The organism is Psychrobacter sp. SWN149 (genome assembly GCF_015864565.1).
Taxonomy (GTDB): Bacteria; Pseudomonadota; Gammaproteobacteria; order Pseudomonadales; family Moraxellaceae; genus Psychrobacter.
This window is the reverse complement of sequence record NZ_JADYWX010000006.1, coordinates 110,783-135,304: the sequence shown is the minus strand read 5'-3', so window position 1 is coordinate 135,304 and position 24,522 is coordinate 110,783. Positions and strand designations below refer to the sequence as shown.

General features: G+C 43.8%; 24 protein-coding genes. 13 read left to right on the top strand and 11 right to left on the bottom strand.

The window, feature by feature from the left end; all coding sequences use genetic code 11:
* Window positions 1–144: 144 nt before the first annotated feature.
* Window positions 145–858: an RluA family pseudouridine synthase gene (locus tag I6E86_RS11400; protein ID WP_197177565.1), complete on the bottom strand. Its 714-nt coding sequence runs from the start codon at window positions 856–858 to the stop codon at window positions 145–147.
* 253 nt (window positions 859–1,111) lie between these two features.
* On the opposite strand from I6E86_RS11400, the gene trxA reads away from it, so the two are divergent.
* From trxA to I6E86_RS11385, 3 genes are all read left to right on the top strand, one after another.
* Window positions 1,112–1,438, top strand: a complete 327-nt coding sequence (trxA, locus tag I6E86_RS11395) for a thioredoxin (RefSeq protein ID WP_194364978.1) — start codon at window positions 1,112–1,114, stop codon at window positions 1,436–1,438.
* A gap of 520 nt (window positions 1,439–1,958) precedes the next feature.
* Window positions 1,959–3,227, top strand: a complete 1,269-nt coding sequence (gene rho, locus I6E86_RS11390) for a transcription termination factor Rho (protein ID WP_055125334.1) — start codon at window positions 1,959–1,961, stop codon at window positions 3,225–3,227.
* A gap of 321 nt (window positions 3,228–3,548) precedes the next feature.
* A complete protein-coding gene (locus tag I6E86_RS11385; protein ID WP_197177564.1) occupies window positions 3,549–3,788 on the top strand; it encodes a hypothetical protein in 240 nt (79 codons plus the stop codon).
* A gap of 136 nt (window positions 3,789–3,924) precedes the next feature.
* Here I6E86_RS11385 and I6E86_RS11380 read toward each other — a convergent pair whose 3' ends face one another.
* Window positions 3,925–4,815 carry a neutral zinc metallopeptidase gene (locus I6E86_RS11380; RefSeq protein WP_197177563.1) on the bottom strand — a complete coding sequence of 297 codons (891 nt, stop codon included), beginning with the start codon at window positions 4,813–4,815 and terminating at the stop codon, window positions 3,925–3,927.
* Between the two features lie 583 nt (window positions 4,816–5,398).
* Here I6E86_RS11380 and I6E86_RS11375 point away from each other — a divergent pair.
* Window positions 5,399–5,755: a hypothetical protein gene (locus I6E86_RS11375; protein WP_194364981.1), complete on the top strand. Its 357-nt coding sequence runs from the start codon at window positions 5,399–5,401 to the stop codon at window positions 5,753–5,755.
* A 229-nt stretch (window positions 5,756–5,984) separates the two neighbouring features.
* Here I6E86_RS11375 and I6E86_RS11370 read toward each other — a convergent pair whose 3' ends face one another.
* From I6E86_RS11370 to rpmI, 5 genes are all read right to left on the bottom strand, one after another.
* Window positions 5,985–6,284 (bottom strand): integration host factor subunit alpha, encoded by a 300-nt coding sequence (locus I6E86_RS11370; RefSeq protein WP_194364982.1) that lies wholly within the window; start codon window positions 6,282–6,284, stop codon window positions 5,985–5,987.
* Between the two features lie 234 nt (window positions 6,285–6,518).
* Complete coding sequence (gene pheT, locus I6E86_RS11365) at window positions 6,519–8,924, bottom strand: phenylalanine--tRNA ligase subunit beta (protein ID WP_197177562.1); 2,406 nt, start codon at window positions 8,922–8,924, stop codon at window positions 6,519–6,521.
* 60 nt (window positions 8,925–8,984) lie between these two features.
* A complete protein-coding gene (gene pheS / locus I6E86_RS11360; RefSeq protein WP_197177561.1) occupies window positions 8,985–10,040 on the bottom strand; it encodes a phenylalanine--tRNA ligase subunit alpha in 1,056 nt (351 codons plus the stop codon).
* 286 nt (window positions 10,041–10,326) lie between these two features.
* A complete protein-coding gene (gene rplT, locus I6E86_RS11355) occupies window positions 10,327–10,683 on the bottom strand; it encodes a 50S ribosomal protein L20 (protein ID WP_011281252.1) in 357 nt (118 codons plus the stop codon).
* Window positions 10,684–10,833: 150 nt separating this feature from the next.
* Window positions 10,834–11,031, bottom strand: a complete 198-nt coding sequence (gene rpmI, locus I6E86_RS11350; RefSeq protein WP_010197866.1) for a 50S ribosomal protein L35 — start codon at window positions 11,029–11,031, stop codon at window positions 10,834–10,836.
* Between the two features lie 484 nt (window positions 11,032–11,515).
* On the opposite strand from rpmI, the gene I6E86_RS11345 reads away from it, so the two are divergent.
* The 7 genes from I6E86_RS11345 to I6E86_RS11315 all read left to right on the top strand — a co-directional run bounded on the left by I6E86_RS11345 (window position 11,516) and on the right by I6E86_RS11315 (window position 17,986).
* Complete coding sequence (locus I6E86_RS11345; RefSeq protein ID WP_194364985.1) at window positions 11,516–11,959, top strand: thioesterase family protein; 444 nt, start codon at window positions 11,516–11,518, stop codon at window positions 11,957–11,959.
* Window positions 11,960–12,154: 195 nt separating this feature from the next.
* On the top strand, window positions 12,155–12,991 hold the full coding sequence (gene hisI / locus I6E86_RS11340; RefSeq protein WP_197177560.1) for a phosphoribosyl-AMP cyclohydrolase: 837 nt from the start codon (window positions 12,155–12,157) through the stop codon (window positions 12,989–12,991).
* Window positions 12,992–13,185: 194 nt separating this feature from the next.
* Complete coding sequence (gene tatA, locus I6E86_RS11335; RefSeq protein WP_194364987.1) at window positions 13,186–13,428, top strand: Sec-independent protein translocase subunit TatA; 243 nt, start codon at window positions 13,186–13,188, stop codon at window positions 13,426–13,428.
* Window positions 13,429–13,454: 26 nt separating this feature from the next.
* Window positions 13,455–14,204 carry a Sec-independent protein translocase protein TatB gene (tatB, locus tag I6E86_RS11330; RefSeq protein ID WP_197177559.1) on the top strand — a complete coding sequence of 250 codons (750 nt, stop codon included), beginning with the start codon at window positions 13,455–13,457 and terminating at the stop codon, window positions 14,202–14,204.
* 155 nt (window positions 14,205–14,359) lie between these two features.
* Window positions 14,360–15,103, top strand: a complete 744-nt coding sequence (tatC, locus tag I6E86_RS11325) for a twin-arginine translocase subunit TatC (RefSeq protein ID WP_413787003.1) — start codon at window positions 14,360–14,362, stop codon at window positions 15,101–15,103.
* Between the two features lie 268 nt (window positions 15,104–15,371).
* The gene (locus I6E86_RS11320) at window positions 15,372–16,871 is read left to right on the top strand and encodes a UvrD-helicase domain-containing protein (RefSeq protein WP_197177557.1); all 1,500 of its coding nucleotides are present in this window, start codon (window positions 15,372–15,374) and stop codon (window positions 16,869–16,871) included.
* A gap of 89 nt (window positions 16,872–16,960) precedes the next feature.
* Entirely contained in the window at window positions 16,961–17,986 is a 1,026-nt protein-coding gene (locus I6E86_RS11315; protein ID WP_197177556.1) for a tRNA dihydrouridine synthase, read from the top strand.
* A gap of 53 nt (window positions 17,987–18,039) precedes the next feature.
* Here I6E86_RS11315 and I6E86_RS11310 read toward each other — a convergent pair whose 3' ends face one another.
* Window positions 18,040–18,465, bottom strand: a complete 426-nt coding sequence (locus I6E86_RS11310; protein ID WP_197177555.1) for an MAPEG family protein — start codon at window positions 18,463–18,465, stop codon at window positions 18,040–18,042.
* A gap of 14 nt (window positions 18,466–18,479) precedes the next feature.
* Window positions 18,480–18,893, bottom strand: coding sequence for an OsmC family protein (locus tag I6E86_RS11305; RefSeq protein ID WP_194364993.1), 414 nt, complete (start codon window positions 18,891–18,893; stop codon window positions 18,480–18,482).
* Between the two features lie 613 nt (window positions 18,894–19,506).
* On the opposite strand from I6E86_RS11305, the gene I6E86_RS11300 reads away from it, so the two are divergent.
* Complete coding sequence (locus tag I6E86_RS11300; RefSeq protein WP_194364994.1) at window positions 19,507–20,025, top strand: RNA pyrophosphohydrolase; 519 nt, start codon at window positions 19,507–19,509, stop codon at window positions 20,023–20,025.
* A 117-nt stretch (window positions 20,026–20,142) separates the two neighbouring features.
* On the opposite strand, the gene I6E86_RS11295 is transcribed toward I6E86_RS11300, so the two are convergent.
* Window positions 20,143–20,982, bottom strand: coding sequence for an NRDE family protein (locus I6E86_RS11295; protein WP_197177554.1), 840 nt, complete (start codon window positions 20,980–20,982; stop codon window positions 20,143–20,145).
* A gap of 79 nt (window positions 20,983–21,061) precedes the next feature.
* A complete protein-coding gene (locus I6E86_RS11290; protein WP_197177553.1) occupies window positions 21,062–22,717 on the bottom strand; it encodes a DUF4139 domain-containing protein in 1,656 nt (551 codons plus the stop codon).
* Between the two features lie 411 nt (window positions 22,718–23,128).
* Here I6E86_RS11290 and urtA point away from each other — a divergent pair, with 411 nt between their 5' ends.
* Window positions 23,129–24,481 (top strand): urea ABC transporter substrate-binding protein, encoded by a 1,353-nt coding sequence (urtA, locus tag I6E86_RS11285; RefSeq protein WP_413787001.1) that lies wholly within the window; start codon window positions 23,129–23,131, stop codon window positions 24,479–24,481.
* Window positions 24,482–24,522 lie beyond the last annotated feature (41 nt).

Here is a 24,522-nt window from a genome sequence, read left to right as displayed (position 1 = left end):
ATGTGCGGCGGATAGTTGCTATCCATTACACGCTTTATCCAATGCTTATAGTCAGTAATTGGTCATCACTTTGCCACTACTATTTACAACCCTTGAGTCAACCTTCCATCCATCAGCGAGCCACATTTTAAAACTGGCAAGGCATTAGAACGGGCACGGGCTTTCCCAATCCATCCAAGCACCCAATACTGGATGCTTCAGACGCAGTTGCTGTGCATGCAGATTGAGCCTTGGTGCTATCTCTAACGCCGCACCTTCAGCATAGATCGGATCACCAATCATCACATGATCGACATGTACCATATGGACACGCAGCTGATGGCTACGGCCTGTGACGGGCTTTAGCATCACTCTTGTGACTGTATGACCATCACACGTTTCATGGGCCAATACTTCATACAACGTCAGTGCATGCTTTGACCAATCGTGATCGACGATGTGACGCGGCTTGGTCGCAGGTTCGTAGCGTACTGGCACTGATATTTTGCCAGTTGCACCAACCTGCTCCCACTGGCCAAAAACACGCGCTTGATATTTTTTTTGCGGTAAACGCTCAATGAATTGCTTACTAATATGAGTCTGTGCGGCGGCGTTTTTTGCAAAAATCAGCAACCCCGAGGTATCCATATCTAGGCGGTGAATCAATTTGACGGCTGGATTGGCGCGCTCAAGGCGAGAAAGCAAACTCACCTTTAGCATTTTTCCATCGACACTCAACAGTCCTGCAGGCTTATCAACCACCCAAATATCGTCATCTTCGTAGACCGTAATCGCTTGGGCAAACTCCCTAAAAAACTCAATAGGGTAAGCATTTTCTTGGGTATTCAGAGCGTTGACTGCTTCATCAGTGAAAGACATAACATTAACTACTTATATAAATTGGGTGTGAGAGTTTTAATCGCGCTATTATAGAACTTTGATTTATTGTACTCATGGCAATTGTTAAACAATTTAACCAGCCTGCATCTGTCAAGATTGAACAAACATGTTAATATAATGGCACATTTTCACCACTTCCAAATAATTCTTTAATCGCATATCAGCTTATTATTAGACCAATATTTAGGTTGCTATGCGGTGATAGAAATAATAAAACAAGAGAGATAACATTATGTCAGACCTTATTTTACATACCACCGATGCCGACTTTGACAAAGACGTACTAGAGTCAGACGTGCCAGTATTGGTAGACTTTTGGGCAGCATGGTGTGGCCCTTGTAAAGCCATTGCTCCTATTTTAGAAGATCTTGCCTCTGAGTACCAAGGCAAAGTTAAAATTGTCAAAGTTGATGTGGATAGTAATCCACAAGCGGCCAGCCGTTTTGGTATCCGTAATATCCCAACGCTATTTGTCTTTAAAGATGGCGAAAAAGTTGACTCAGTCATGGGTCTTCAGCCAAAAGCTGAATTGGCCAAAGTATTGGACAAGCATGTATAAGTATTCTTTTCGCGACAGACTATTCTGCGCGTAAAGTAGCACCCATCAAAAAGCCATTATCTGATAAAGATAGTGGCTTTTTTGCTTGTTTTTTGTGCAAAAAGCTTGATTCTATGACTTTTTTGGCAAAATTTATTGACAACGCTATTGTGAAGACCGTATAGTCTGCTGACAAGAGAAAACCAACTGTTTTTCTAAGTATCTTGTCGCTATTCTCCTCGTGTTTATCAACAAAAACACAACCGTCATTATAAACACCATTGCTGAACAAAATGACTGAACGCAATTACTGATATTGAGTTTTTGACGCAGACCCTTATGTAGCCTTTTTTATCTCTATTTCTTATGACATTGCCTCGCATGATGGCAACGCGTACATAAGCAAACGTGCAAGACCAAAACTACATAAATCCCAGTGCTGTCTACCTCATTTATCATTCTAATACCGTTATTTTAATCACTGTCCTGACTTGTGCTGCTAATGGCATCTATCATCTGATCAATTGCTAATGACCTATCTATGAATCTTACTGAATTAAAGAAAAAATCAATCGCTGAGCTATTGGCTATCGCCAAAGAAATGGGTCTTGATAATATGGCGCGTAGCCGTAAGCAAGACATCATCTTTGCTATTCTAAAAACCCATGCCCGTAACGGTGAAGCCATCTATGGTGACGGCGTTCTTGAGGTTCTACCGGATGGATTTGGCTTTTTGCGTTCATCAGAAGGCTCTTATTTGGCAGGCCCTGATGACATTTACGTCAGCCCTAGCCAAATTCGCCGCTTTAGCCTCAAGACGGGTGACAGTATCGCTGGTACGATTCGTCCGCCAAAAGATTCTGAGCGTTATTTTGCGCTATTAAAAGTCGGTGAAATTAACTTTGATACGCCAGATCGTTCACGTCATAAGCTTATCTTTGAGAACTTGACCCCCCTATTCCCAACTGAGCATTTAAAACTCGAGTTGGGCAATGGCACCACCGAAGACTTGACCGGCCGTATCATCGATCTGATTGCTCCGATTGGTAAAGGTCAACGCTCTATTATCGTCGCACCGCCAAAAGCGGGTAAAACGATGCTACTACAGACCATCGCGCAGTCGATTACTCGTAACAATCCTGAGTGTTATCTCATCGTACTATTAATCGATGAGCGCCCAGAAGAAGTCACCGAGATGGTACGTACGGTACGCGGTGAAGTGGTTGCCTCTACCTTTGATGAGCCGCCACAGCGTCACGTGCAAGTGGCTGAGATGGTCATCGAAAAAGCCAAGCGCTTGGTTGAGCACAAGCAAGACGTGGTCATCTTACTCGATTCGATCACTCGTCTAGCACGTGCTTATAACACGGTCATACCCTCGTCAGGCAAAGTCTTGACAGGTGGTTTGGATGCCAATGCGCTTGAGCGTCCAAAACGCTTCTTCGGTGCCGCTCGTAATGTCGAAGAAGGTGGTAGTTTGACCATTATTGCCAGTGCGCTTATCGATACTGGTAGTAAAATGGACAGCGTTATCTTTGAAGAGTTCAAGGGAACGGGTAACCAGGAGATTACGCTTGAACGTGATTTGGCTGAAAAGCGTGTCTTCCCTGCAATCAACATCAAAAAATCTGGCACTCGCCGCGAGGAGCGTCTACTTGATGAAGATAAACTGCGTAAAGTCTGGATTTTACGCAAACTCCTTCAGCCGATGGATGGTGTGCAAGCCACTGAGTTCTTGTTAGACCGTTTAAAAGAAGCGAAGACCAACGATGAATTCTTTGAGCAAATGAAGCGTAAATCACAAAACTAATTTTCGATTAGTTTGTCAGATGTATTTAGCTTTGATTCAATATAAAGACCACCAATAGGTGGTCTTTTTTATTGATGAGAGTGAAATATTCATTGTCTAATGATTAAGAAATTTATGATCCAATATAAGCCACAAGTACCACCGATGACACAGTGTGGCAACATCGCTTACATCTTGTTTGCAAAGATTAGCGTTTTTACTACGACCCTGTAGTCAATAACCGATTATGATGATAGGTGGTAGGAATACACTTGAAAATAATCTAGATGCCTTACTTTAAGGGTCTAATATTTTAAACTTGATGAATCTATAGGTAATCATATGAAATTTGCTAAAACAATCGCAATGACGGCAATCACTAGTTCTGCTCTTATCATGGGCGGCTGTGCAACTAATGGCTATAACAGTGGTCTAAGCAACACTGCTAAAGGTGCTGCTGTTGGCGCTGCTGCTGGTGCCGTTCTTAAAAGTAACGGCAATAGCAAAGATATCGCTCGTGGCGCACTTGGTGGTGCTGCTGTAGGTGGTGCTGGTGCTTATATTCTTGACCAAACTCGCTAATTGATCTGATCAAGGTTGAATCCTGCCTTGATAGCATCTTAGTTAACACAAAAAAGCCTGCAATTGATTGCAGGCTTTTTTGTATTGGCTCGTCGGCTAAAAGTAAATATTCTTATCACAAGTCACCGCGATATACTTATAGTGCACCGCTAAAGGTATCACAAGACTGTACATTACCACTCTCTAAACCACGGGTGAACCACTCGACACGCTGTTGGCTGGTACCATGAGTAAAGTTGTCAGGTACGACTGCCCCGCCGCCTGCTTTTGCTAAGCGATCATCACCGATTTGACCCGCTGCATTGACAGCTTCATCGATATCACCTGCTTCCAAAAATTGTACACGTTCTTGATTGCGCTGTGCCCATACGCCAGCAAAACAATCCGCCTGTAATTCTTGCAATACCGACAACTTATTGGCTTCTGAACGCGAGACTTGTCTACTGGCCTCACTAACCTGTTGAGAAATACCCAATAGCGTCTGTACATGGTGACCGACCTCATGCGCGATGACATAAGCTTGCGCAAAGTCACCTGCTTTACCTTGGTTCTCTTGATCACCAGAGCCTTGCTGATCGCCTGAAATCCCAAGTTTTTGACGCATTTCTACAAAAAAGGACGTATCTAGATAAACAGTCTGATCCCCTGGACAATAAAAAGGACCTGTTGCAGCACTCGCACTGCCACAAGCCGAGCTGACTTGTCCATTGAACAAAATCAATGACGGCTCTTGATAAGTGCTGCCTGCTTCATTAAATATTTGATGCCAGACCGCCTCCGTGTCAGCCAATACGACTTTTACGAACTGCGTGTCTCGATCGGTACTGGTCGCAGGTTCAGTAGATGTTTCACTATTACCGCCGCCTGTAACTGCCTGGCCTGTCTGTAATGCCGTCATTGGGTTGACCCCAAATACCAACCATAAGATACCTGCGATGATAATACCGCCGATACCCCCACCCAATACTTTACCGCCGCCTTTACTCGAGCGTACGTTAGAGCTGCCCTGCCTGCCTTGCCATTTCATAACTGTATTCCTCAAACATACGATAGTCTGCTATTCGCATTGATCCTAATTGATTTTATGTGATGTCCATATTGTGTCGAGCTTTTTTTGATTGAATGCTCTTTTTAATGTAACACGCTTCTTAATAAAGTATTTAACGCAGCTTTTCGTTTTGATACATTGGTCTAATATCGAAAAAGCAAGCTATTTTAGAATATTTAAAATAGCTCTTAATATTTTGACTCACTCACTTACCATTAATTGGACTATTTACCTCTAATTCTGCCTACAGGAGTATCACAAATAGCCAAATAACACGTCGTAAGGATACCTATATAATTGATCTCATATGTACCGATGTCATTGATTATACGTCGATTAATTGCGTTTTTTGTATTAAAAATACTATCAAACAGACAAAGTAAAATATTATTTTAAATATTATTGTTACTTAATTGTACAGCCTATTTCTATTTACATAGAAAACCTATAGAATGCGTGGAAGCTGAGTAGCTGTGACTAATCCTAGTTGAATTTTGAGAAATCTCGAAGTTCAATTTGTCGTTGCTGCTACTGCTCATTTCATTTTTCCGGAGAAAACCTTATGAAACTTAAATTACTTGCTCTAGCTGGTATCATGACTGCAACTATGGGCCTAACTGCCTGTGACAGCAACAAAGAAAACGCTGCTGAAGATTTATCTGACGCACAAGAAGAAGTGCAAGACGCATCTGCAGAGCTTGACGATGCTGCTGCTGAAGGCGAAATGACTGCTGACGCTGATGCTGCTGTTGCTGGCGCTGAAGCTGATATCGCTGATGCACAAGCTGCTACTGCTACTGACGAAATGGACGCTGAAGTTCCTGTAGACGGTACTACTACTAGCGTAGACGTAGCTAGCGAAACTGATACAGCTGCTGTTGAAGCATCTGACGAAGTTGTAGTTGAAGAAGCTAAGTAATTCTATTGTTTATACAATAGATCTACTATAGTAAAAAAGAGAGCTTATGCTCTCTTTTTTTATGCCTAAAATTTGTGTCATTTGAGATAACTGCTGAGATTGACTTTACGTTATCTTATGCAGACAGCCATAAGCTAGAAAATAGCAATATGTAGACGTGTACTAGATATCTTATGAGTTTTATGCAAAAACCCATAAGACATCCATTTTATCCCTATGCTAGCATCAATTAAGCTTCGAACAGACGCTCATCTACCTTTTGACGGAACTTCTGTCCCGTTTTAAAAGTCACTACTCTACGTGCAGATACTGCCACTGGTTCGCCCGTCTTTGGGTTACGGCCAGGACGGCTATTTTTGTCTTTAAGCTCAAAGTTGCCAAAGCCTGAAAGCTTGACCTCTTTGCCGTCAATCAAACTCTCTGACAATTCATCGAAAAAGTTCTCTACCAGACAGCGACCTTCTTGGCGCGTTAGGTTTAGGTGACTCATTAAATGCTCAATCATGTCAGATTTGGTTAAGGTGCTCACAGTACGACTCCTATGCTATGTCGTGATGGTCGAATATCATGGTTTAGCGGTATGAGGATTAAGACTGGCTATTATAAAGGTTTTTTGACTGTCTTTTAGCACAATCTACATGAAAATCCTTTATTAATAACCACTTAACATATTTCTATGAATAATAATTTCTACGAATAGTAATGCTCTGCAGTCCTCCAAACAAGAAAACTGCAGAGCATTGGGTATTACAGATGCACAGTATTAGCTATCGCGTAGCTGTGCTGAATGCTTATCTGTTAATGCTTGTACTACTTTATCCGTGGCAACCTTTACAGCATCATCAGACAACGTTTGTGCTTTGTCTTGCCAAATAAGTGCAAATGCCAATGAACGCTGACCGGTAGGTACTTTGTCGCCTTGATAGACATCAAACAGCCATAAATCAGTGAGTAGCTGACCAGCGGCTGATCGTATCGTTGACTCTAATGTTTGAGCACTGATATCACTGTCTACCAAGATAGCAATATCACGGCGTACTTGCGGGAACTTACTTGGCGTAGTGATGGCGTGCTGCTCACGAGCAACATCTAATAATGGTGCAAGTGATAGCTGCGCAACCCAAGTAGCTGGTAGGTCTAACTGTTTTGCAGTATTAGGATGCAACTGGCCAAGCCAACCAACGTACTGATCATCGATATATAATTTAGCGCTTTGACCAGGATGCAAAAAATTTAGTCCACTACGCTCATAACGGATACGAGCACTCTCTATTTGCGCAGGTAATAACTGCTCGATGTCATGTTTTAGATCATAAAAATCTAAAGCACGATTTTGATACGCTTGCTCATCCCACACATTACCGACTGCGACCAAAGCAATGCTCGGGGTCTGTACTAATTCGCTGATACTCTGGCCGACGAAGCTAAGACCTGTTTCAAAGAAACGCACACGTGGCTGCTGACGATTGAGATTGTATTGCACACATGGCAATAAGCTCGATAGCAAAGTGCGGCGCATCACTGCCAAATCGCTAGAGATAGGATTGGCCAGTGCCAGTACCTCTCCCAGTGCTTCGTCATCGAGTAAGGCTTCTAGTTTGGCATCACTAAAGCTAAAGCTAATCGCTTCCATATAACCAGTATCAACCAACGCCAGCTTCATCTCATGAGTCAAGTCTGCGGTATCATCATAATCCATGCTGACTTGCAAATGTGGCAGGACGCTTGGGATATTGTCATAGCCATAGATGCGAGCAATCTCTTCGATGAGATCCTCGCGGATACTCATATCAAAGCGATAGGATGGCGGCTTGCAAACAAGTGCGGTGGCTTGCTGCTCAACCTCAAACCCTAATTGAGTTAAGATACGCACCATCTCTGTTGGGTCGATATCGATCCCAATAACATCACGAACTTTAGTGATTGGCAAAGTAATTGGCGCACGTGCTGGTAAATAATCGCTACTCTCAGCTTTTACGATAGGACCCGCTTGACCACCAGTAACGCTAACAATCAAATCACAAGCACGTGCCAATGCGATCTCTGGTAACTCAAAATCTACCCCACGTTCAAAACGTTGCGACGCATCAGTATGTAAACCGAAGCGACGTGCGCGAGCAGCGATAGCAAGCTGACCAAAGAAAGCACTTTCTACAACGATATTGGTCGTGCTATCAGTAACGCTACTACGCTGACCACCCATGATACCAGCGAGCGCCAATGCACCTTTATCATCAGCAATCACGAGCTCATCACCCGTTAGAGTAATCGTTTGCTCATTGAGTAAAGTGATGCTCTCAGCAGGCTGTGCCAAACGCACAACGATATCACCAACGATGGTATCTGCATCAAAAGCATGTAGCGGTTGACCCAACTCCATCAATACATAGTTGGTCACATCAACCAAGAAGTTGTGTGAACGTAGTCCCGATTGAACGAGCGCATCTTGCATCCATTTTGGTGTATCAATACTACGATCAATATTGCTAATCGATTGTAATAAGTAGCGTGGACACGCTTCCACTGCGTTTACCGTGACGGCTGGCGTTGCGCCGTTAGCGTTGACTGCTACATTGTTAGGGCTACTTGGCATTTGCATAGATAAATCATTAATGACAGATATCTCACGTGCAATACCACGAACACTAAAGCAATCACCACGGTTTGGTGTGATCGAGATATCTAATATCTGATTGTCCAAGCCTAAGTATTCACGGATATCTGTACCAACTGGTGCATCTGCTGGCAACTCAAGCAAGCCATCGATGTCGTCGACTAAGTCAATCTCAGAAGCACCGCACAGCATACCATTAGAGGCCACACCGCGTAGGTTACCGTTTTTAATTTTAAAGCCTTTCTTGTCATCGCTTGGGAGTACTGCTCCAACGGTGGCGACAGGTACTTTCATACCAACGGTGACATTAGGTGCACCGCATACGATTTGTAGCAGCTCAGCTTCACCGATATTTACCTGCGTGACTCGCAGTTTATCCGCATCTGGATGTTGCTCAACGCTGATGACTTCACCGATGACCACACCACTAAAAGCACGAGCAACCGCATAGCGATCATCAATCTCTAGTCCTGCCATCGTTAACTGTTCGGCCAACTGCTCGCTGGTATTCGTGGGGTTCACCCATTGACGTAGCCACTGTTCGCTAATTTTCATAAATATCTCGGATCAAAATTTTAGAGTAAAGGTAGGCGTATTGGTATCAAAAACGAGAATCTAGCCAAATTGCTTTAAGAAGCGTACGTCGTTTTGGAAAAACAGACGCAAATCGTCAATACCGTAATACAGCATCGCAAAGCGCTCAATACCCATACCAAACGCAAAGCCAGTGTATTTGTCGCTATCAATGCCGCAGTTAGTTAATACTTGTGGATGTACCATTCCGCAGCCCATGACCTCGAGCCATTTACCATTGTCATCCAAGATATCTACTTCCGCAGAAGGCTCAGTGAATGGGAAGAATGATGGGCGGAAACGCACGGTCAGTTCTTTGGCAAAAAATGCTTCTAAAAACTCACTAATCAGGCCTTTTAGCTCAGCGAAGGTGCTCGACTCAGTAACCATAAGCCCCTCTAACTGATGAAACATCGGCGAATGGGTTTGATCTGAATCATTGCGATAGACGCGACCTGGGCAAATAATGCGAATAGGCGGTTCGTTCTTTTCCATCGTGCGAATCTGCACAGGACTGGTATGCGTACGCAGTAGATAATGCGCATCAAAATAAAACGTATCATGCATCGCACGTGCTGGATGGTGCGACGGAATATTCAATGCTTCAAAATTATAGTAATCGCTCTCGACTTCAGGGCCGGTTGCGACATTGAAGCCCGCTTGAATAAAATACTGCTGCATCCGCTGAGTAATCATCGTGACTGGATGCAAATGACCTTTTTGACCACCACGAGCAGGCAGCGTAATATCAATGCTTTCAGCTTCTAACTTAGCGTTCATCTCAGCAACTTCTAGCTGCTGCTGCTGATCAGTCAATGCCTGCTGAATACGGCTACGTACTTGATGCAACCAGCCACCGTAAGTTTTTTTGTCATCAGCACTGAGTTTACCCATCTGCTTTGACCAGCCAGTTAACGGGCTCTTTTTACCCGTCAATTGCACACGCAAATCTTGCAACTCACGCGCATCAGTGACCTGTAAAATTAATGCTTCAGCAGCACTAGCAAACTCAATGAGCTGATTTTCGTTAAGCTCGTTGAGCTCTGAGGATAAGGTCGGTAGCGCCGACAAATCGTTGATAGCAGCAGGGGTAGTCATAAGACGCATTATTCCTGATTTAAACAGACCATTAATTTTAGGGACTTGACCAAATATTGCAAACCATTTATTCAGTTATGTTCATATGAAAAATTCATACAAAGATTGGCTATAAGAATGGCTTGAATATTTAGACGATGATAAGCATGCTTTGATGTTAATAAAATCTCAACGTCGAACATGAATAAAATAATTTAATATAAAAAAAGCCACCGACCAGCGGTAGCTTTTATTAATATCGTACTATTAATCAATATTAGTTCTATTCAATTAGATAGACTAATATTTATGCTAGTTCCGCTTTTGCTTTTTCAACCAATGCTGTGAAAGTCGCTGCATCATGCATAGCGATGTCAGCTAGAACGCGACGATCGATTGCGATGTTAGCTTTTTTCATGCCATTGATAAAGCGGCTATAGCTTAAACCGTTTAAGCGTGCACCAGCATTAATACGTGCAATCCAAAGACGACGGAAGGTACGTTTTTTGTTGCGACGGTCACGATAAGCATATTGACCAGCTTTGGTCACTGCTTGTACCGCTACGCGGTAAACACGTGAACGGGCACCGTAGTAGCCTTTTGCGCGTTTTAGGATTTTTTTGTGACGACGATTCGCCTGTACACCACGTTTTACACGGGCCATAAATTACTCCAAGATATTTTTAATCATTATTAAACGAATTACGATGTCATCGAATGGTAGACATCGTTATCAGATTGCAAGGTCACATACTATTAACTCAGCAGCTATGAATTAAATAGCGCTTAATTAAATACATATGACGATAGGCTATTAGATGTATGGGCACATACGACGAACTGCTGCTTCGTCAGACTTGTCCACCATCTTAAGACCGCGCAACTGGCGAATACGCTTAGCTGATTTCTTGGTCAAGATATGGCTTTTGTTTGCTTGCTTACGCTTGAAGCCGTTTGCTGTTTTTTTGAAGCGTTTAGCTGCACCGCTTCTGGTTTTCATCTTAACTTTCATGATGATTTGCCTCTTTGTCTTTGATAGAACCTGGTCGTCAAATAGTACATAACGAATAGTAGCTTTAAAAACAAGCACTAAACCTCTATTTGCCTCGAGGTGGGAGGCCGTATTTTAGCAGATAGTACGCTGTTTTGCCAAGGAAAGTTTCGGTGCAACGCCATTAGGTAACAAAGGCAAATAAGCACGCGCAATACCCCCCTATCCTATATGATCAGATTTTGCATAAATGAAGACATTTTTGCCAAAAATCCACCAAATAGATTGAATGTATGCTTAAGCTGTGATTAAGTAGATACTAAGCGATAAGACGGTTTGGGTGCCGATAAAACCAAGCGCTTAATGACCGTGATTGGGCTTCGTTTTTACTGAGTTTGCAGCCAAAAACTTAGCAAAAAGCAACAGCCTCGTAATCAGTTTAATACGACCAGCACACATTATGTGACGCAGAATATGTCTGCCGACCATTAACCTAGGAGGCAATGTGTCAAAACAGGCGCTGGTGTTTAATGATGATCTATTTGTTTTCGAAGCAGTAATGCGTGTGCGTCATACCGAAACTGACATGAATCAATATGTCACTATCGAATCACTCACAGCCTTGCTGTCTGAGGCGCGGCTGCGATTCTTATATGCCAAAGGTATTAAAGAAGTCAATGCAGATCATCAAGGCCTGATCGTTGATACATTACAGTTGGAGATTACTGCACGTATACGGGTGCGTGAAGCGCTTTTGTTTGAGGTCGGCGTTGAGCCGTTGTATGATAATGGCGGCAATATAGTGATGAAAGTCACTCGCATGCACACGGGCGAGACGGTCGCAAAAGCCAAACAACACTTCGTCAATTATGATTTTCATCTCAATAAAGTGACTATCATTGATAATGCGACCAAAGAAGCACTGTATCCGCATTTATTTAGGATTTAAAATACTTGCTGATATCTGACATGTTTGAAGGTTTTCTCTACCAATCATTCAGCTCAAATAGCACTATTGCTTTTATCATTGCCTTACCTAGATAACCGTCTCGCTCATACCCTATATTTATCAAAATCATATATCCATTTGCTCCACCACTCATTACCCTTTTCTACTTCCTACTTATAAGATGATTGATACATTATGACTTTACCTGCTTGGCTGACTGCCGTAAATTTCAACACTGATGGTTTGATTCCTGCAATTGCACAAGATTACCAATCAGGTCGCATTTTGATGATGGCGTGGATGAATGCAGAAGCGCTAGCGCTCACTGCACAAACACAAACCGCGGTTTATTTTTCGCGCTCGCGTGGCAAACTATGGCACAAAGGCGAGTCATCAGGTCATACGCAGACAGTACATGATATTCGCTTAGACTGTGATGCCGATGTGATCGTACTGAGTGTCACCCAAGCAGGTGGTATTGCTTGCCATACTGGCCGTGAATCCTGTTTTTATCAGAGTTTGGATCTGTCTGGCACGACACCTGAGTGGCACACAGTCGATAAAGTATTAAAAGACCCTGCTGATATTTATGACACCCCTAAACCTGCCAGCACCCAGTCTAATACCGAACATACTGCGACGAACTCTGGTGCTGATGACCGTCAAGCACACGCGCATAAAGGTTCTGTGCTTCAGCAACTCGATAACGTATTGGCAGAACGGAAACACGCTGACGCTGACAGCTCTTATGTGGCCAGCCTATATGCGAAGGGGTTGAATAAAATACTCGAGAAAGTGGGTGAAGAAAGTACAGAAAGCATCATCGCTGCCAAAGATTTGGCAAATTGTGATGAAGCGCAAAACAAAGCGCATTATGACGCCGCCCGTCATGAGCTGATCTATGAAGTGGCCGATGTCTGGTTCCATACCTTGGTTGGGTTGGCATGGTTTGATATCGAATCAGATGCTGTCCTAAATGAATTAGGAAGACGGTTTGGGTTATCAGGCATCGATGAAAAAGCATCCAGATAGCATTTGAGAGATAAAATAACTGCCTATCGTATTTGATTGTTGTTGGTTTCACCAATTTGTAATAAGTGCAGGTTATAATATAGCTCTGATTTATCTCGCATTATATGCTGATGCTGTTTGTTTCATTCATAATCCTTATATGGAACCAACGTCACTCGTATAAAGACTGAAAACCAAGTCACAAGGATACCGTTATGGGTAGTTTTTCTATTACACATTGGCTGATACTATTGGTCGTTGTGGTTGTCGTATTTGGCACCTCAAAACTCAGAAATGCTGGCAAAGATTTGGGCGGCGCTGTCAAAGGCTTTAAAGAAGCGGTCAAAGACGAAAATACTGAGCATGCCAAAAAACAGGTGGTTCTCGACCATGATGGCACGGCACATACCGAAGAGCGCCCAGCAACCACTAAGGTTGATGATAAGCACAATGTATAGCATCTAGACAGTGATACCGGAACATTATGTTTGATATTGGGTTTTCTGAACTACTCCTTTTTGGGGTGATTGCCTTGATTGTATTAGGCCCCGAAAAGCTACCGCAAGCCGCGCGTACTGCTGGGCAGTGGTATGCCAAAATTCGACGTACGGTGTCCACTTTGCAGTCTGAGATAGAGGCTGAGCTCGACTTGGCAGAGACGCGCCAACAGATGCAAAAAGAGCTGGCCAAAATTCGCCAAACTGAGGCTGACATGAAGCGTGAAATGGCTGAAATGCGTGGCAATATGAAAGCCTTTGAAAACTCGCAAAGCCACTCTTTAAAGACATCACACGACACGCAGTCTCATGAAAGTGATCGTACGCGGCACTCACATCAAGCAGCCAAACCAAAAGCATTTGACTATGCCTACGCGACTGATGAGCAAGACAGTCAGATGTCAGACCGTCATCAAACTTTAGAGGCTGATACGGTAGCATCCGATATCAACGATGATGCAAACATGATCGATGATAGCAAAGCGTCGCGCGCTCCAGCTGCTGATATTCCAAAGACTGACATTGCAAAAGCTGCCACTCCAAAAACTGCCATTCCAAAGAATGCTACTCCAACGATTGTCACACGTCCATGGGAAAATATGTGGTTTAGACTCGGTGCTTATGACAAAGCACGTAGGCTACCTATGCCACCTTATCTGCCGAATTATAAAGCCGATACCTTATTAAGCAGTCCAGTAAGCTCACCGTCTTCTGTCAATGATCAGGAGGCTAACTGATGGGATTGTTCAAACGCAAAAAAAGCCGCCAAGAAAAACGGACTAGTACGGATACGATTGAGAATGGGCAGGCTTTGGGAAACAGTGAGCCTATCAATGATACCGAATCTACTGAAAAGACAGCCTCTACTGATGTCTTAAGCTCACTGGGTGACATGCCTATTACTGAGCACTTGATTGAGTTACGTCGGCATTTGATCAAAATATGCGTGGCGATATTGGTGATATTTTTAGCTTTAGTCGGTTATTCGCGCGAGCTTTACAACCTACTATCAGATCCTTTGGTCGCACAGCTGCCTGCCAACTCGACGATGATTGCCACTGATATTACTTCCAACTTTATGGCACCGATACGCCTGACGGTCTTTGTCGCTGCTTTTTTTGCCATGCCATACATTCTTTATCAAATCTGGTCATTTGTAGCACCTGGTCTGTATAAAAAAGAAAAGAAAATCGCGATTCCAGTACTACTATCCTCTATCTTTCTATTTTATGCAGGGGTGGCTTTTTCGTATTTTGTTGTGCTCAAAGGCGTCCTGAAATTCTTTATTATGTTCGCCCCGCAAAACGTCCTACCGATGACAGATATCGACAGTTATCTAAGCTTTGCCCTCAAACTGTTTATGGTATTTGGCTTAACCTTTGAGATTCCGGTCGTCACCTTACTATTGATATTGACGGGCATTGTCTCCATTCAGAGTCTAGAAGACAAACGCCGCTATATCATTGTGGGCTGCTTTGCCGTGGCAGCAGTCGTCACACCGCCCGATGGCGTGTCGATGCTGATGCTAGCCATTCCGATGTGGTTATTGTTTGAGCTTGGTTTGTTTTTATCGAAAATTCTGATCAAAGAAGAGCCTAACCCTGCTCTAGCATCCGTATTGAGCGATAAAAAATAAAGCCCTTAACACGATGATTTGTATTAAGATAGCACCACTGACTGGTGCGTATCTTACTAAGATTAGGCCTGCATAAGTCCATGGTTTAATCTGGTTCTTGTATTGTTTGACTCTTATCCCACAAATAAGCCATATGCTTATTATCATATTTTAGTTAGTACGTTTTAGTACCATCCTTTATAAGCTATTATTTAAAAGCCATTGTTTATCCAGTGGCTTTTTTTGCCCTCTTTGTTTTTAATCATTTTTTGTATTAGGTAGTTTTATTATGTCCGCATCGATGCCAGCTTATATGAGCGATCCCACTGATGAGCAATTGAATGCGCTCAATATGGCGATGGATCACAAGTCATTCAAAGTGGTGGCTTATGCGGGTGCTGGTAAAACCACGACATTAAAGCTAATCGGTGAGCGCCTGCGCGGACGCGGCTTATATTTAGCCTTTAACAAAACGATTGCCAATGATGCTCGCTCAAAGTTTCCACCACATGTAGAGTGTCGCACCTTTCATTCGCTTGCCTATCGTCATGTCGCGCGTGACATTACCGTAAAACTCTCCTTGCCGCGCTTTTCACCTAAGCGTCTGGGTGACGATTTGGGCTTGCAACCTGTCCAAGTACGTCGGCAAATGGATGGCATAAACAAATACATCACACTCACGCCAGCCCGATTGTCGCGGTTTGTCAGTGATGCGGTGAGTCACTTTTGTAGTACGCATGCCAGCTACCCTGCCCCCAGACACATACTTTTCCCAAGTTGGCTCGATGATTCTGACGCAGAGCAATTACGTGAGATGCTCTACCCTGCCGTCGAGCAGCGCTGGCTACAGTCAATAGATGCGCGGCACCCTGCTGGTATTGGTCATGATATTTATCTTAAACTGTGGGCCTTATCTAAGCCAAGTATTCCAGCAGACTTTATTTTGTTCGATGAAGCCCAAGATGCCGACCCATTGATGATGGGGATTTTGACCCAGCAGCCGAGACAGGTCATCTATGTGGGTGACGCGCATCAGCAGATTTACGAGTGGCGCGGTGCGGTCAATGCCATGAAGAAACTGCCCCTACCGCAAACCTTGTTGACGCAGTCATTTCGTTTTGGTGAGCCAATTGCAGAAGTGGCCAATACCTTATTGAAAGCCTTACAAGAAGACGTACCGCTCAAAGGCAACCCGAATAAGCAGTCCTCTACGGACAAAGGCATGGTGCACAGTAAAAAAGACGCCATTCTCTGTCGCACTAATGCTGCTGCAATGTCGCAATTATTAACTGGACTCAAGCTCGGTCATAGAGTGGCACTGCAGGCGGACACTGATCGTATGCTCAAATTCTGTCAGGCTGCCGAAAATTTAAAAAACGGCAAATCTGCTTATGGTGTGCCTGAGCTGGCTTACTTCTATAACTGGGGCGATGTGCAAGAGTACGCCGAAACCAACGAAGGCAGCGATCTAAAAACACTGGTCAAATTGGTCGATGACCATGGTACTAATGTATTAAGCCAAGCGGTCAATAGCTTGACCAGTATCGAAAATGCAGATTATGTCATCTCAACCGCTCACAAAGCCAAAGGGCTCGAATGGGGAAAGGTGCAGTTAGACGATGATTTTTATTATGATATCACCACCAATGCGGTCAAGATAAGTCCAGAAGAGTTGCGACTGCTCTACGTTGCATGCACGCGTGCTCAGAGCAATTTGGACATCCATAATATTAAAGACTTGATATCAGGATTGCAGACAGGTAAGAAAGTGATTTTTGGTAATACTTAATTTTCCTAAATCAGACACTCTTTGCATTTGCCATTCTAAATTCCTAGTCTATCTTTCTTATAACGACTCTTTAGCAGTGAACAACAAGCATGAATAATAGTCAGCAACTTCAAGCACGTCAAAACACCATCCGTCAGTTATTTGCCAATCCCGTCCGCTTACTTGCGCCAATGGAAGGCTTAACGGATCCTTTAATGCGGCAAATCTTAACGCAGATTGCGGCAGACCTAGGCCGTCCCTATGATTGGTCAGTTAGTGAGTTTATTCGGGTGACTCAACACGTCCTGCCCGCCCATGTGTTTTATAAATACGTGCCAGAACTGCGTCATGATGCCAAAACTGCCTGTGGCACACCGATTCATTTACAACTTTTGGGCAGCGAGGCACAGCTGATGGCAGACAATGCCGCTTATGCTGCCGAGCTTGGTGCGCCTGCCATTGATATCAATTTTGGTTGCCCTGCCAAGACAGTAAACAGCCATCGTGGTGGTTCCGTATTATTGGATGAACCTGAAACCATGTATCAGATTATTAGCGCTGTACGTCAGGCAGTACCTGATAATATTCCTGTGTCTGCCAAGATTCGTTTGGGATATACCGATACCAGTAGAATGGATGATATTCGTGGCGCGATTAACGACAGTGGTACTGACTGGCTAACCATTCATGCACGAACCAAAACCCAAGGCTATAAGCCGCCAGCCTATTGGGACAAGATTCAAAGTTTTAATGCGCTTGATATTCCTGTCATCGCCAACGGTGAGATATGGAACGCAGAACATGCACAGAATTGTATGACGCAAGCAGGTACAAAACATTTAATGTTAGGTCGCGGTGCGGTTACCCGTCCTGATTTGGTTGCTCGTGTGGATTGCGGTTCAGATGATGCCACGCTGAATGCGGCAACGTTATCGTGGGAAGCAATGGTCAGCCATCAGATAAAATTTTTGGAAGGTCAGGCTAAAACTGAAGTGATATTGGTTGGTCGCTACAAGCAATGGCTCGCGATGCTCATCAAAGGCTATGGCGAAGCAAAAGTTTTATGGGACGGTATCAAACGAGAAAAAAATAAAGCGGTGATTATCAGTGCGCTACAATCTAGCATACAACAATAATCACCTGCTGATATTTGGTTGATCTAGATGCCATAAACGTTAATAATTAAAAGTTATACACTCACTCTAATCGCTAAATAGAACAGCATCAAACAGCAAGCCATCGATAACGCCCAAAGAATAGAACGAAACATCGATAAGTTGGTGATATAAGCCACGCAAAAACCAATCCGAATCAACACATACAGCCATGCCAATATATTGATGATTGACTGCGGTACGAAGAACAGCATAGCTGTTAATACGGCGGCCAAAAATATCGGTAAGGTTTCATAGCTGTTTTGCTGTGCGGCATTAGCGCGTGCCGCCACGCCTGTCGCATTTTGAAAAAAATCGCGAGGATGAGCATTATTTCTGATTCTAAAACCGCCAGATGCTTTTGCCACGATGGATACCAGCCATGGCAGTAAACTTGCTGCCACCATTGCCCAGATGGCGGACGCTGACGTATTAGAAACCAACTCAAAAAATGCATTCATTATTATGTGAGCCCTTAGCCTGCTATGATTTCAAAATCATGAGTAATGTTAACGCCACCTGCTACTAACATACGACTGGCTGAGCAGTATTTTTCTGCTGATAAATGGATGGCTTTTTCAACCTGCTTGTCTTTGATATCCTGACCTGTCACGACAAAATGCATATGAATATCTGTATAGACCGCTGGAATCGTCTCAGCGCGCTGAGCCGTCAATTCACAGCGTACATCGGTCACTTCTTGACGAGATTTCTCTAAAATCGAGATCACATCATAGCTGGCACAGCCGCCAAGCCCTAGTAAAATCAGCTCCATTGGACTGGCGCCTTTTTCTTTGTCTGCATCGATCTGTACATTATGTCCTGATGGTGACACGCCCATAAAGGCTTTGTTTTCTTGCCATACGACACTTGCTTTTGATTCTGACATGATTGTTTTGTCCTTATTCTGATAGGTATATTATCTGTTTATTATATCGTTGATTCAAAGTGAGAGAGAGATACACTCAAGCCTATAAACTGACATTTTAAGCGAGATTACACTACTGTTATTTTTAGAGTAATCATCGTTTAAATCTATGTAGATGGGCTAGTGTAGCACAGGCCAAAGCAAGATTTTATGGCGCTAATGTTTTGTAGTCGACCCACTTTAAAATCACTACCATGCGATTGCTATGATTTTACTGTCTTTGCCATTCTTATGAGCAGTATTTATAGTGACTTATAGATATGCGAGTATCGATTTTCAGTAGAGTCCGTTATAGAGCATTTCTCTATGATCTAATCTATGACCATACCTTGTCCATACAGCCGTTTAAAACCCACAAAAGTCTATTTATAAATACTTGATTTTAAAAGGTAAAACTTACGAAACATTTTATAGCAAAATACTGTTACACATTTTGCTTGTTTCTTGGTTTAATGACGGTAATGAGTCTCGTTTTGAGCTTATATTGATAACAATCACCTTATAATAACTACGATTACTGTCAAAATATAAGCACAAGACAAGCTATTTTTAAACACATTAAAAAGGTTTAGTCATGATAGATGCAGACGGCTTTCGCGCCAACGTCGGCATCATCTTGGCAAATACACAAGGGCAGGTTCTGTGGGCAAAACGTATTGGTCACAACGCTTGGCAGTTTCCGCAGGGTGGTATCGACCGTGGGGAGACGCCGATGGATGCAATGTATCGCGAGCTCTGGGAAGAGGTCGGCTTACATCCGCGTCATGTGGAATTATTGGCAGTGACGCAAGATTGGTTGCGTTATCGACTGCCTAAACGCTACGTGCGACACGGTCAGCAACCCTTATGTATTGGGCAAAAACAAAAATGGTTTTTGCTGCGCTTAGATGAGCCAAACACACAACATATCCGCTTCGATGAAGGGAAGCCAGAATTTGACCATTGGCAATGGGTCAGCTACTGGTATCCACTTGGACAAGTGATTCATTTTAAACGAGGCGTTTATCGCCGTGCCTTGCAAGAACTGGTACGCGAGCTTCCCTTAAAGCAAGAACTGATTATCCCTGAACAAGACAATCACTTGTTGATGTAAACCACCTACCATCATTAATACAGATACCCATGATAATCGCTAGCAGAATTAGTGATTACCCTGGGTATTTTTCTGGCTGCTATTCAACAAAATCAATTTTCTTTCATAGTGACAGCCTTACTTTGATCCAGATTGGCATTCACGACTGACTATTTGGGCTACCAATGTTGAAGGCATATCTCTGTCTTGATTCTCGGCTTTGCGCAACGTCAGAATGCTTTGTGTCCGTGTTCCATAAGTGGGCTGGTGGGCTTGCCTATCGGCAAACGCAACAGGAACAATATAAACAGAAGACAGCATTTGCTCGATATCAGTCGCTACGCCAGTATTTGGCAAATCCTCTGCTGGTGCGGGTGTACTATCAGTTAACACGTCAAAGGCGACCACCTGCCAGTAATCGTCGCGGCTGTCTTCAGCAATAAGCGGTAATACCTCTTGGCGCAGTCTTCCTCGCAATTTTTCCGTCTTAAACCAACTGTCCTCTGGCTGACCGTTAGAAAGCACATGCAGTCCTGCATACAATGGCGTTGGCGCATGACCGCGATTATTGACGATGACGGCTTGTGACGTATCGCCAACGATCAGATTAAAGCCTGCATATGCTTGTAAATTAAGTTGACGGGCAAAATCCATTGGGCTAAGCGTACTTGTCAAAAAATCAGTCACGAGCGCACCGCGCGAACGCTCATCTGTCCCTGCCTGCACACCATCACGAAAATTTAAAACTGCTGCCCAGCGTCCGTTTTGCTCGTGATGCTCCATATTTTCTATTGCTACTGGCTGCCGATGAATCCCTAGCCAAGTGCCGCCACTTTGCTGATCACGTCCGGCATAAATAGGCTGGTCAGACCACTGGTGCAGCCGATCCGTTGGACGCTCAAAAAACTCATCACGATTTGATAATAATACCAATGGCAACTCATCAAATAACTGCCAAGCAATGGCGACGATACACATAGTATTCCTTTTATAATAATAATCTTCTGTTATACCAATACTTTTTAGCAAAAATAAAGAGCACAGTCTAAGGTTTTACTTATTGATTGCCAGCTAGCATTTTATTGGCAGGATAGCTAACCTGAGACGTTGAGCGTATCACTTGTGACTGCTTACTTGGTAAGTCAAACTCCCATGCCACTATGCCTTGATTGTCATTCCAATCTCGTTCGGTTACAGGCGGCGTATGAGTGACCGTAACCTTCAGACTGTCATCACGACTGATAGGCTCACTGCCCAACACCTGCAAGCGTACACTGCGATTATGCTGATTGGTAAATTGATAGGCGTTGGTGGTCGTTATAGTTTGCGTACGGTTTAGCACACCTTTCTCACCTTGCTTGTCTTCATTGGTCAGCTCTTTGACCATCATATTTGGATCACTACCAAACCCAATCCCTTGCTCTTTTAGCATTTGGTAGCTATAACGTGATTGGCCCACATAGTTGTCATCACGGTACAGCTGTAGCGAACCATCGACCCAGTCTGGTGTCAAAAATGGCGCTGATGCATACCAGTAGGCGGCAGTCTCGACGCTTGGTGTACTGCGAATCCATAGCTTGCTGCTACCAGATTGCTCTCCAATCACTGTACGTACTCGTCTGCCATCACTTGGGATACTGACCAGCTGCGCTAAGCGATACTCGATGATGCCGTTTTTATTTTGACTACTGACGGTGAAATTCGATAGCGGTTCCTTAGGTGCGCCTGCTCCTTTGGTGTAAGCCGCTTCTGCCATCATGACAGGAGAAGCATCCATCATAGGTGACTCACGCCTAACCTTAGCATCTTGATTCTCTTCATATAATGACAGACGCTGCACATACGGCAGTTGCCCTGTCGTACTCTGGTTGGGGTTCACGGTACTGAGTGTCACAGGTACATTGGTCCAATTCTCACCGGTTTGCTGGGCGATGATCGCAGAGGCTGTGATACTTAACTGTTCGCTATTTGTATTTAGGCGCGCTTGATACGCAGGCTCCCAACCTGCACCGCGCACTTGGTAGTGAATCTTAAGGGTACTTGGCGTGCGACTGGCCGTGCGCACACTCACTTGTGTCACATTATTAAAGGTTGATGTCGCACTACCTGCCATCAGCTGATTAAGTGCATCTTGCGCACGCGCCTGACGTTGCTGAATCTCTAAAATTCTTTGGTTAATACTGGTCGCTTGAGACTCTATATCACGCGCATTATTAGCAATCGTACTATCCGTATTGACTTGCGTGGCTTTGGTCAAATTCTGCAAGTAGGCTTTTGCTAAGCGTGCCGCCTCTAATTCAGCATTAATATTGGCTAAGGTGTTTTGCTGCGTTTGTACCTTGGCATCCCCTTGATATTGGCACTGGGCTGCTTGCTCTCCTGTTAGCTCCTCAATACTGATTTCACCAACACGGGCACTGTCCATCGCCTGTACGCTCAGACTCTCTTTGTCCATTTGCGGTGACAAGCATGAAAATATAACGGTTTGCTCACCGCTACCTGTAATCGGCAGCGCCCGTGTCACGCTGGCAAGCCCTTGATAAATAGTCACGTTCTCCACAACGCTCACCGCAGCTTGGGCGCTAGACAATCCAAAGGCAGCAGTGCTCAAAAAAACAAGTGGCATTGCCGCAGTTTTAGTCATCTGTTTGCTCAGCTTTCGTAAGCCTGCATTATCCATAGAGATAGAACACTGTGCTAATCGTGCGTTCATACATCATTCCTTAGAAATAAAAATCCATCATGGCATCAGCGCAAGAATCTGCTGGCGAATAAAAAAGCGGCAATATATAGCATCAGGCCAATATTGATTAAAAAACATTATTTATCAGCTAATAGTACTTCTCTTCCCAACAATACCGTAGCCGTTTTATAGCATTTTAGCAATAACGGACTGCCTATCAATCATTCGTCTGTTTTACCCTGCACCAAACTTTTATCCATTTCCCTGTTATGGTGCAATTTATTAATTATCGTGCACTAAATTAATGAATATCTTAAACAATAATTAATTATTGCTCAATTATTACACGATTATTGGCTTTTTTTACTTGGCACGGAACTTGAACTCTTAATAAGTGTTCAGGAGCAATATTTTATCTTTTGTATTTATTAGGAGATGTCCATGTTTTCGTTACCAACTTTAGCCAATCCTCAATTTGCTGAGACTCATCTGCACGGCAAAATCAAATCACGCTTATCATTATTAGCGATTGCCGTCGTTGGTAGCTTGAGTCTCGCTGGCTGTCAAAAGCCTGCCGAAACGGCGACAGCCACAGAGACAACGGCCGAAACCACTACAGAGACAACGACTACCCCTGCCGCTGATGGCGACACGATCAAAGTGGGCATCTTACATTCGCTATCTGGCACCATGGCCATCTCTGAAACTTCTCTAAAAGACACGGCACTCATGACCATTGATGAGATCAATGCCAATGGCGGTGTACTCGGTAAGCAACTAGAACCTGTGGTCGTCGACCCTGCTTCTGATTGGCCATTGTTTGCCGAAAAAGCCCGTCAGCTACTCACTCAAGACAAAGTAGATGTCATCTTTGGTGGTTGGACATCGGTATCACGCAAATCAGTACTGCCAGTGGTAGAGGAACTAAACGGCTTGATGTTCTATCCAGTGCAGTACGAAGGACAAGAGCAATCAGAAAATATTTTTTACACGGGTGCGGCACCAAATCAGCAAGCCATTCCGGCGGTAGAGTACTTGATGAGTGAAGAAGGCGGCGGTGCAGAGCGCTTTGTGTTGTTAGGTACTGATTACGTCTATCCACGCACCACTAACCAGATTTTAAAGGCGTTTTTGAAATCTAAAGGTGTGGCTGATGCAGACATCATGGAAGAGTACACACCATTTGGTTTCAGCAATTATCAAACTATCGTATCTAACGTCAAAAAATTCTCAACGGGTAAAAAGACCGCCGTTATCTCTACCATCAACGGCGATTCAAACGTTCCGTTCTATCGTGAGCTTGCCAACCAAGGCATCAAAGCATCAGACATTCCAGTCATGGCATTCTCAGTCGGCGAAGAAGAGCTACGCGGTATCGATACCAGCCTGCTACAAGGTCACTTGGCGGCATGGAACTACTTTATGTCAATCAAAAACCCAACCAACAGTGCATTTACCAAACGCTATAAGCAATATGCATTAGACCAAAAATTACCGAATGCTGAAAAAGTCGTAACCAATGATCCAATGGAAGCTACCTATGTGGGTATCAACATGTGGAAACAAGCCGTTGAAAAAGCGGGTACTACCGATGTCGATAAGGTACGTATCAGCATGGCTGGTCAGACGTTCGATGCACCTTCTGGCTACACATTGAAAATGGATGATAAAAATCATCATCTATGGAAGCCAGTCATGATTGGTCAAATCCGTGCCGATGGTCAGTTTGATACGATTTTTAAAACGCCAGAAGTCATTCAAGCGCAGCCTTGGAGCGAATACATTCCTAAATAGAACATCTCCTAAGTAAAGTCGTACTGAAAAGCGCATGGAGA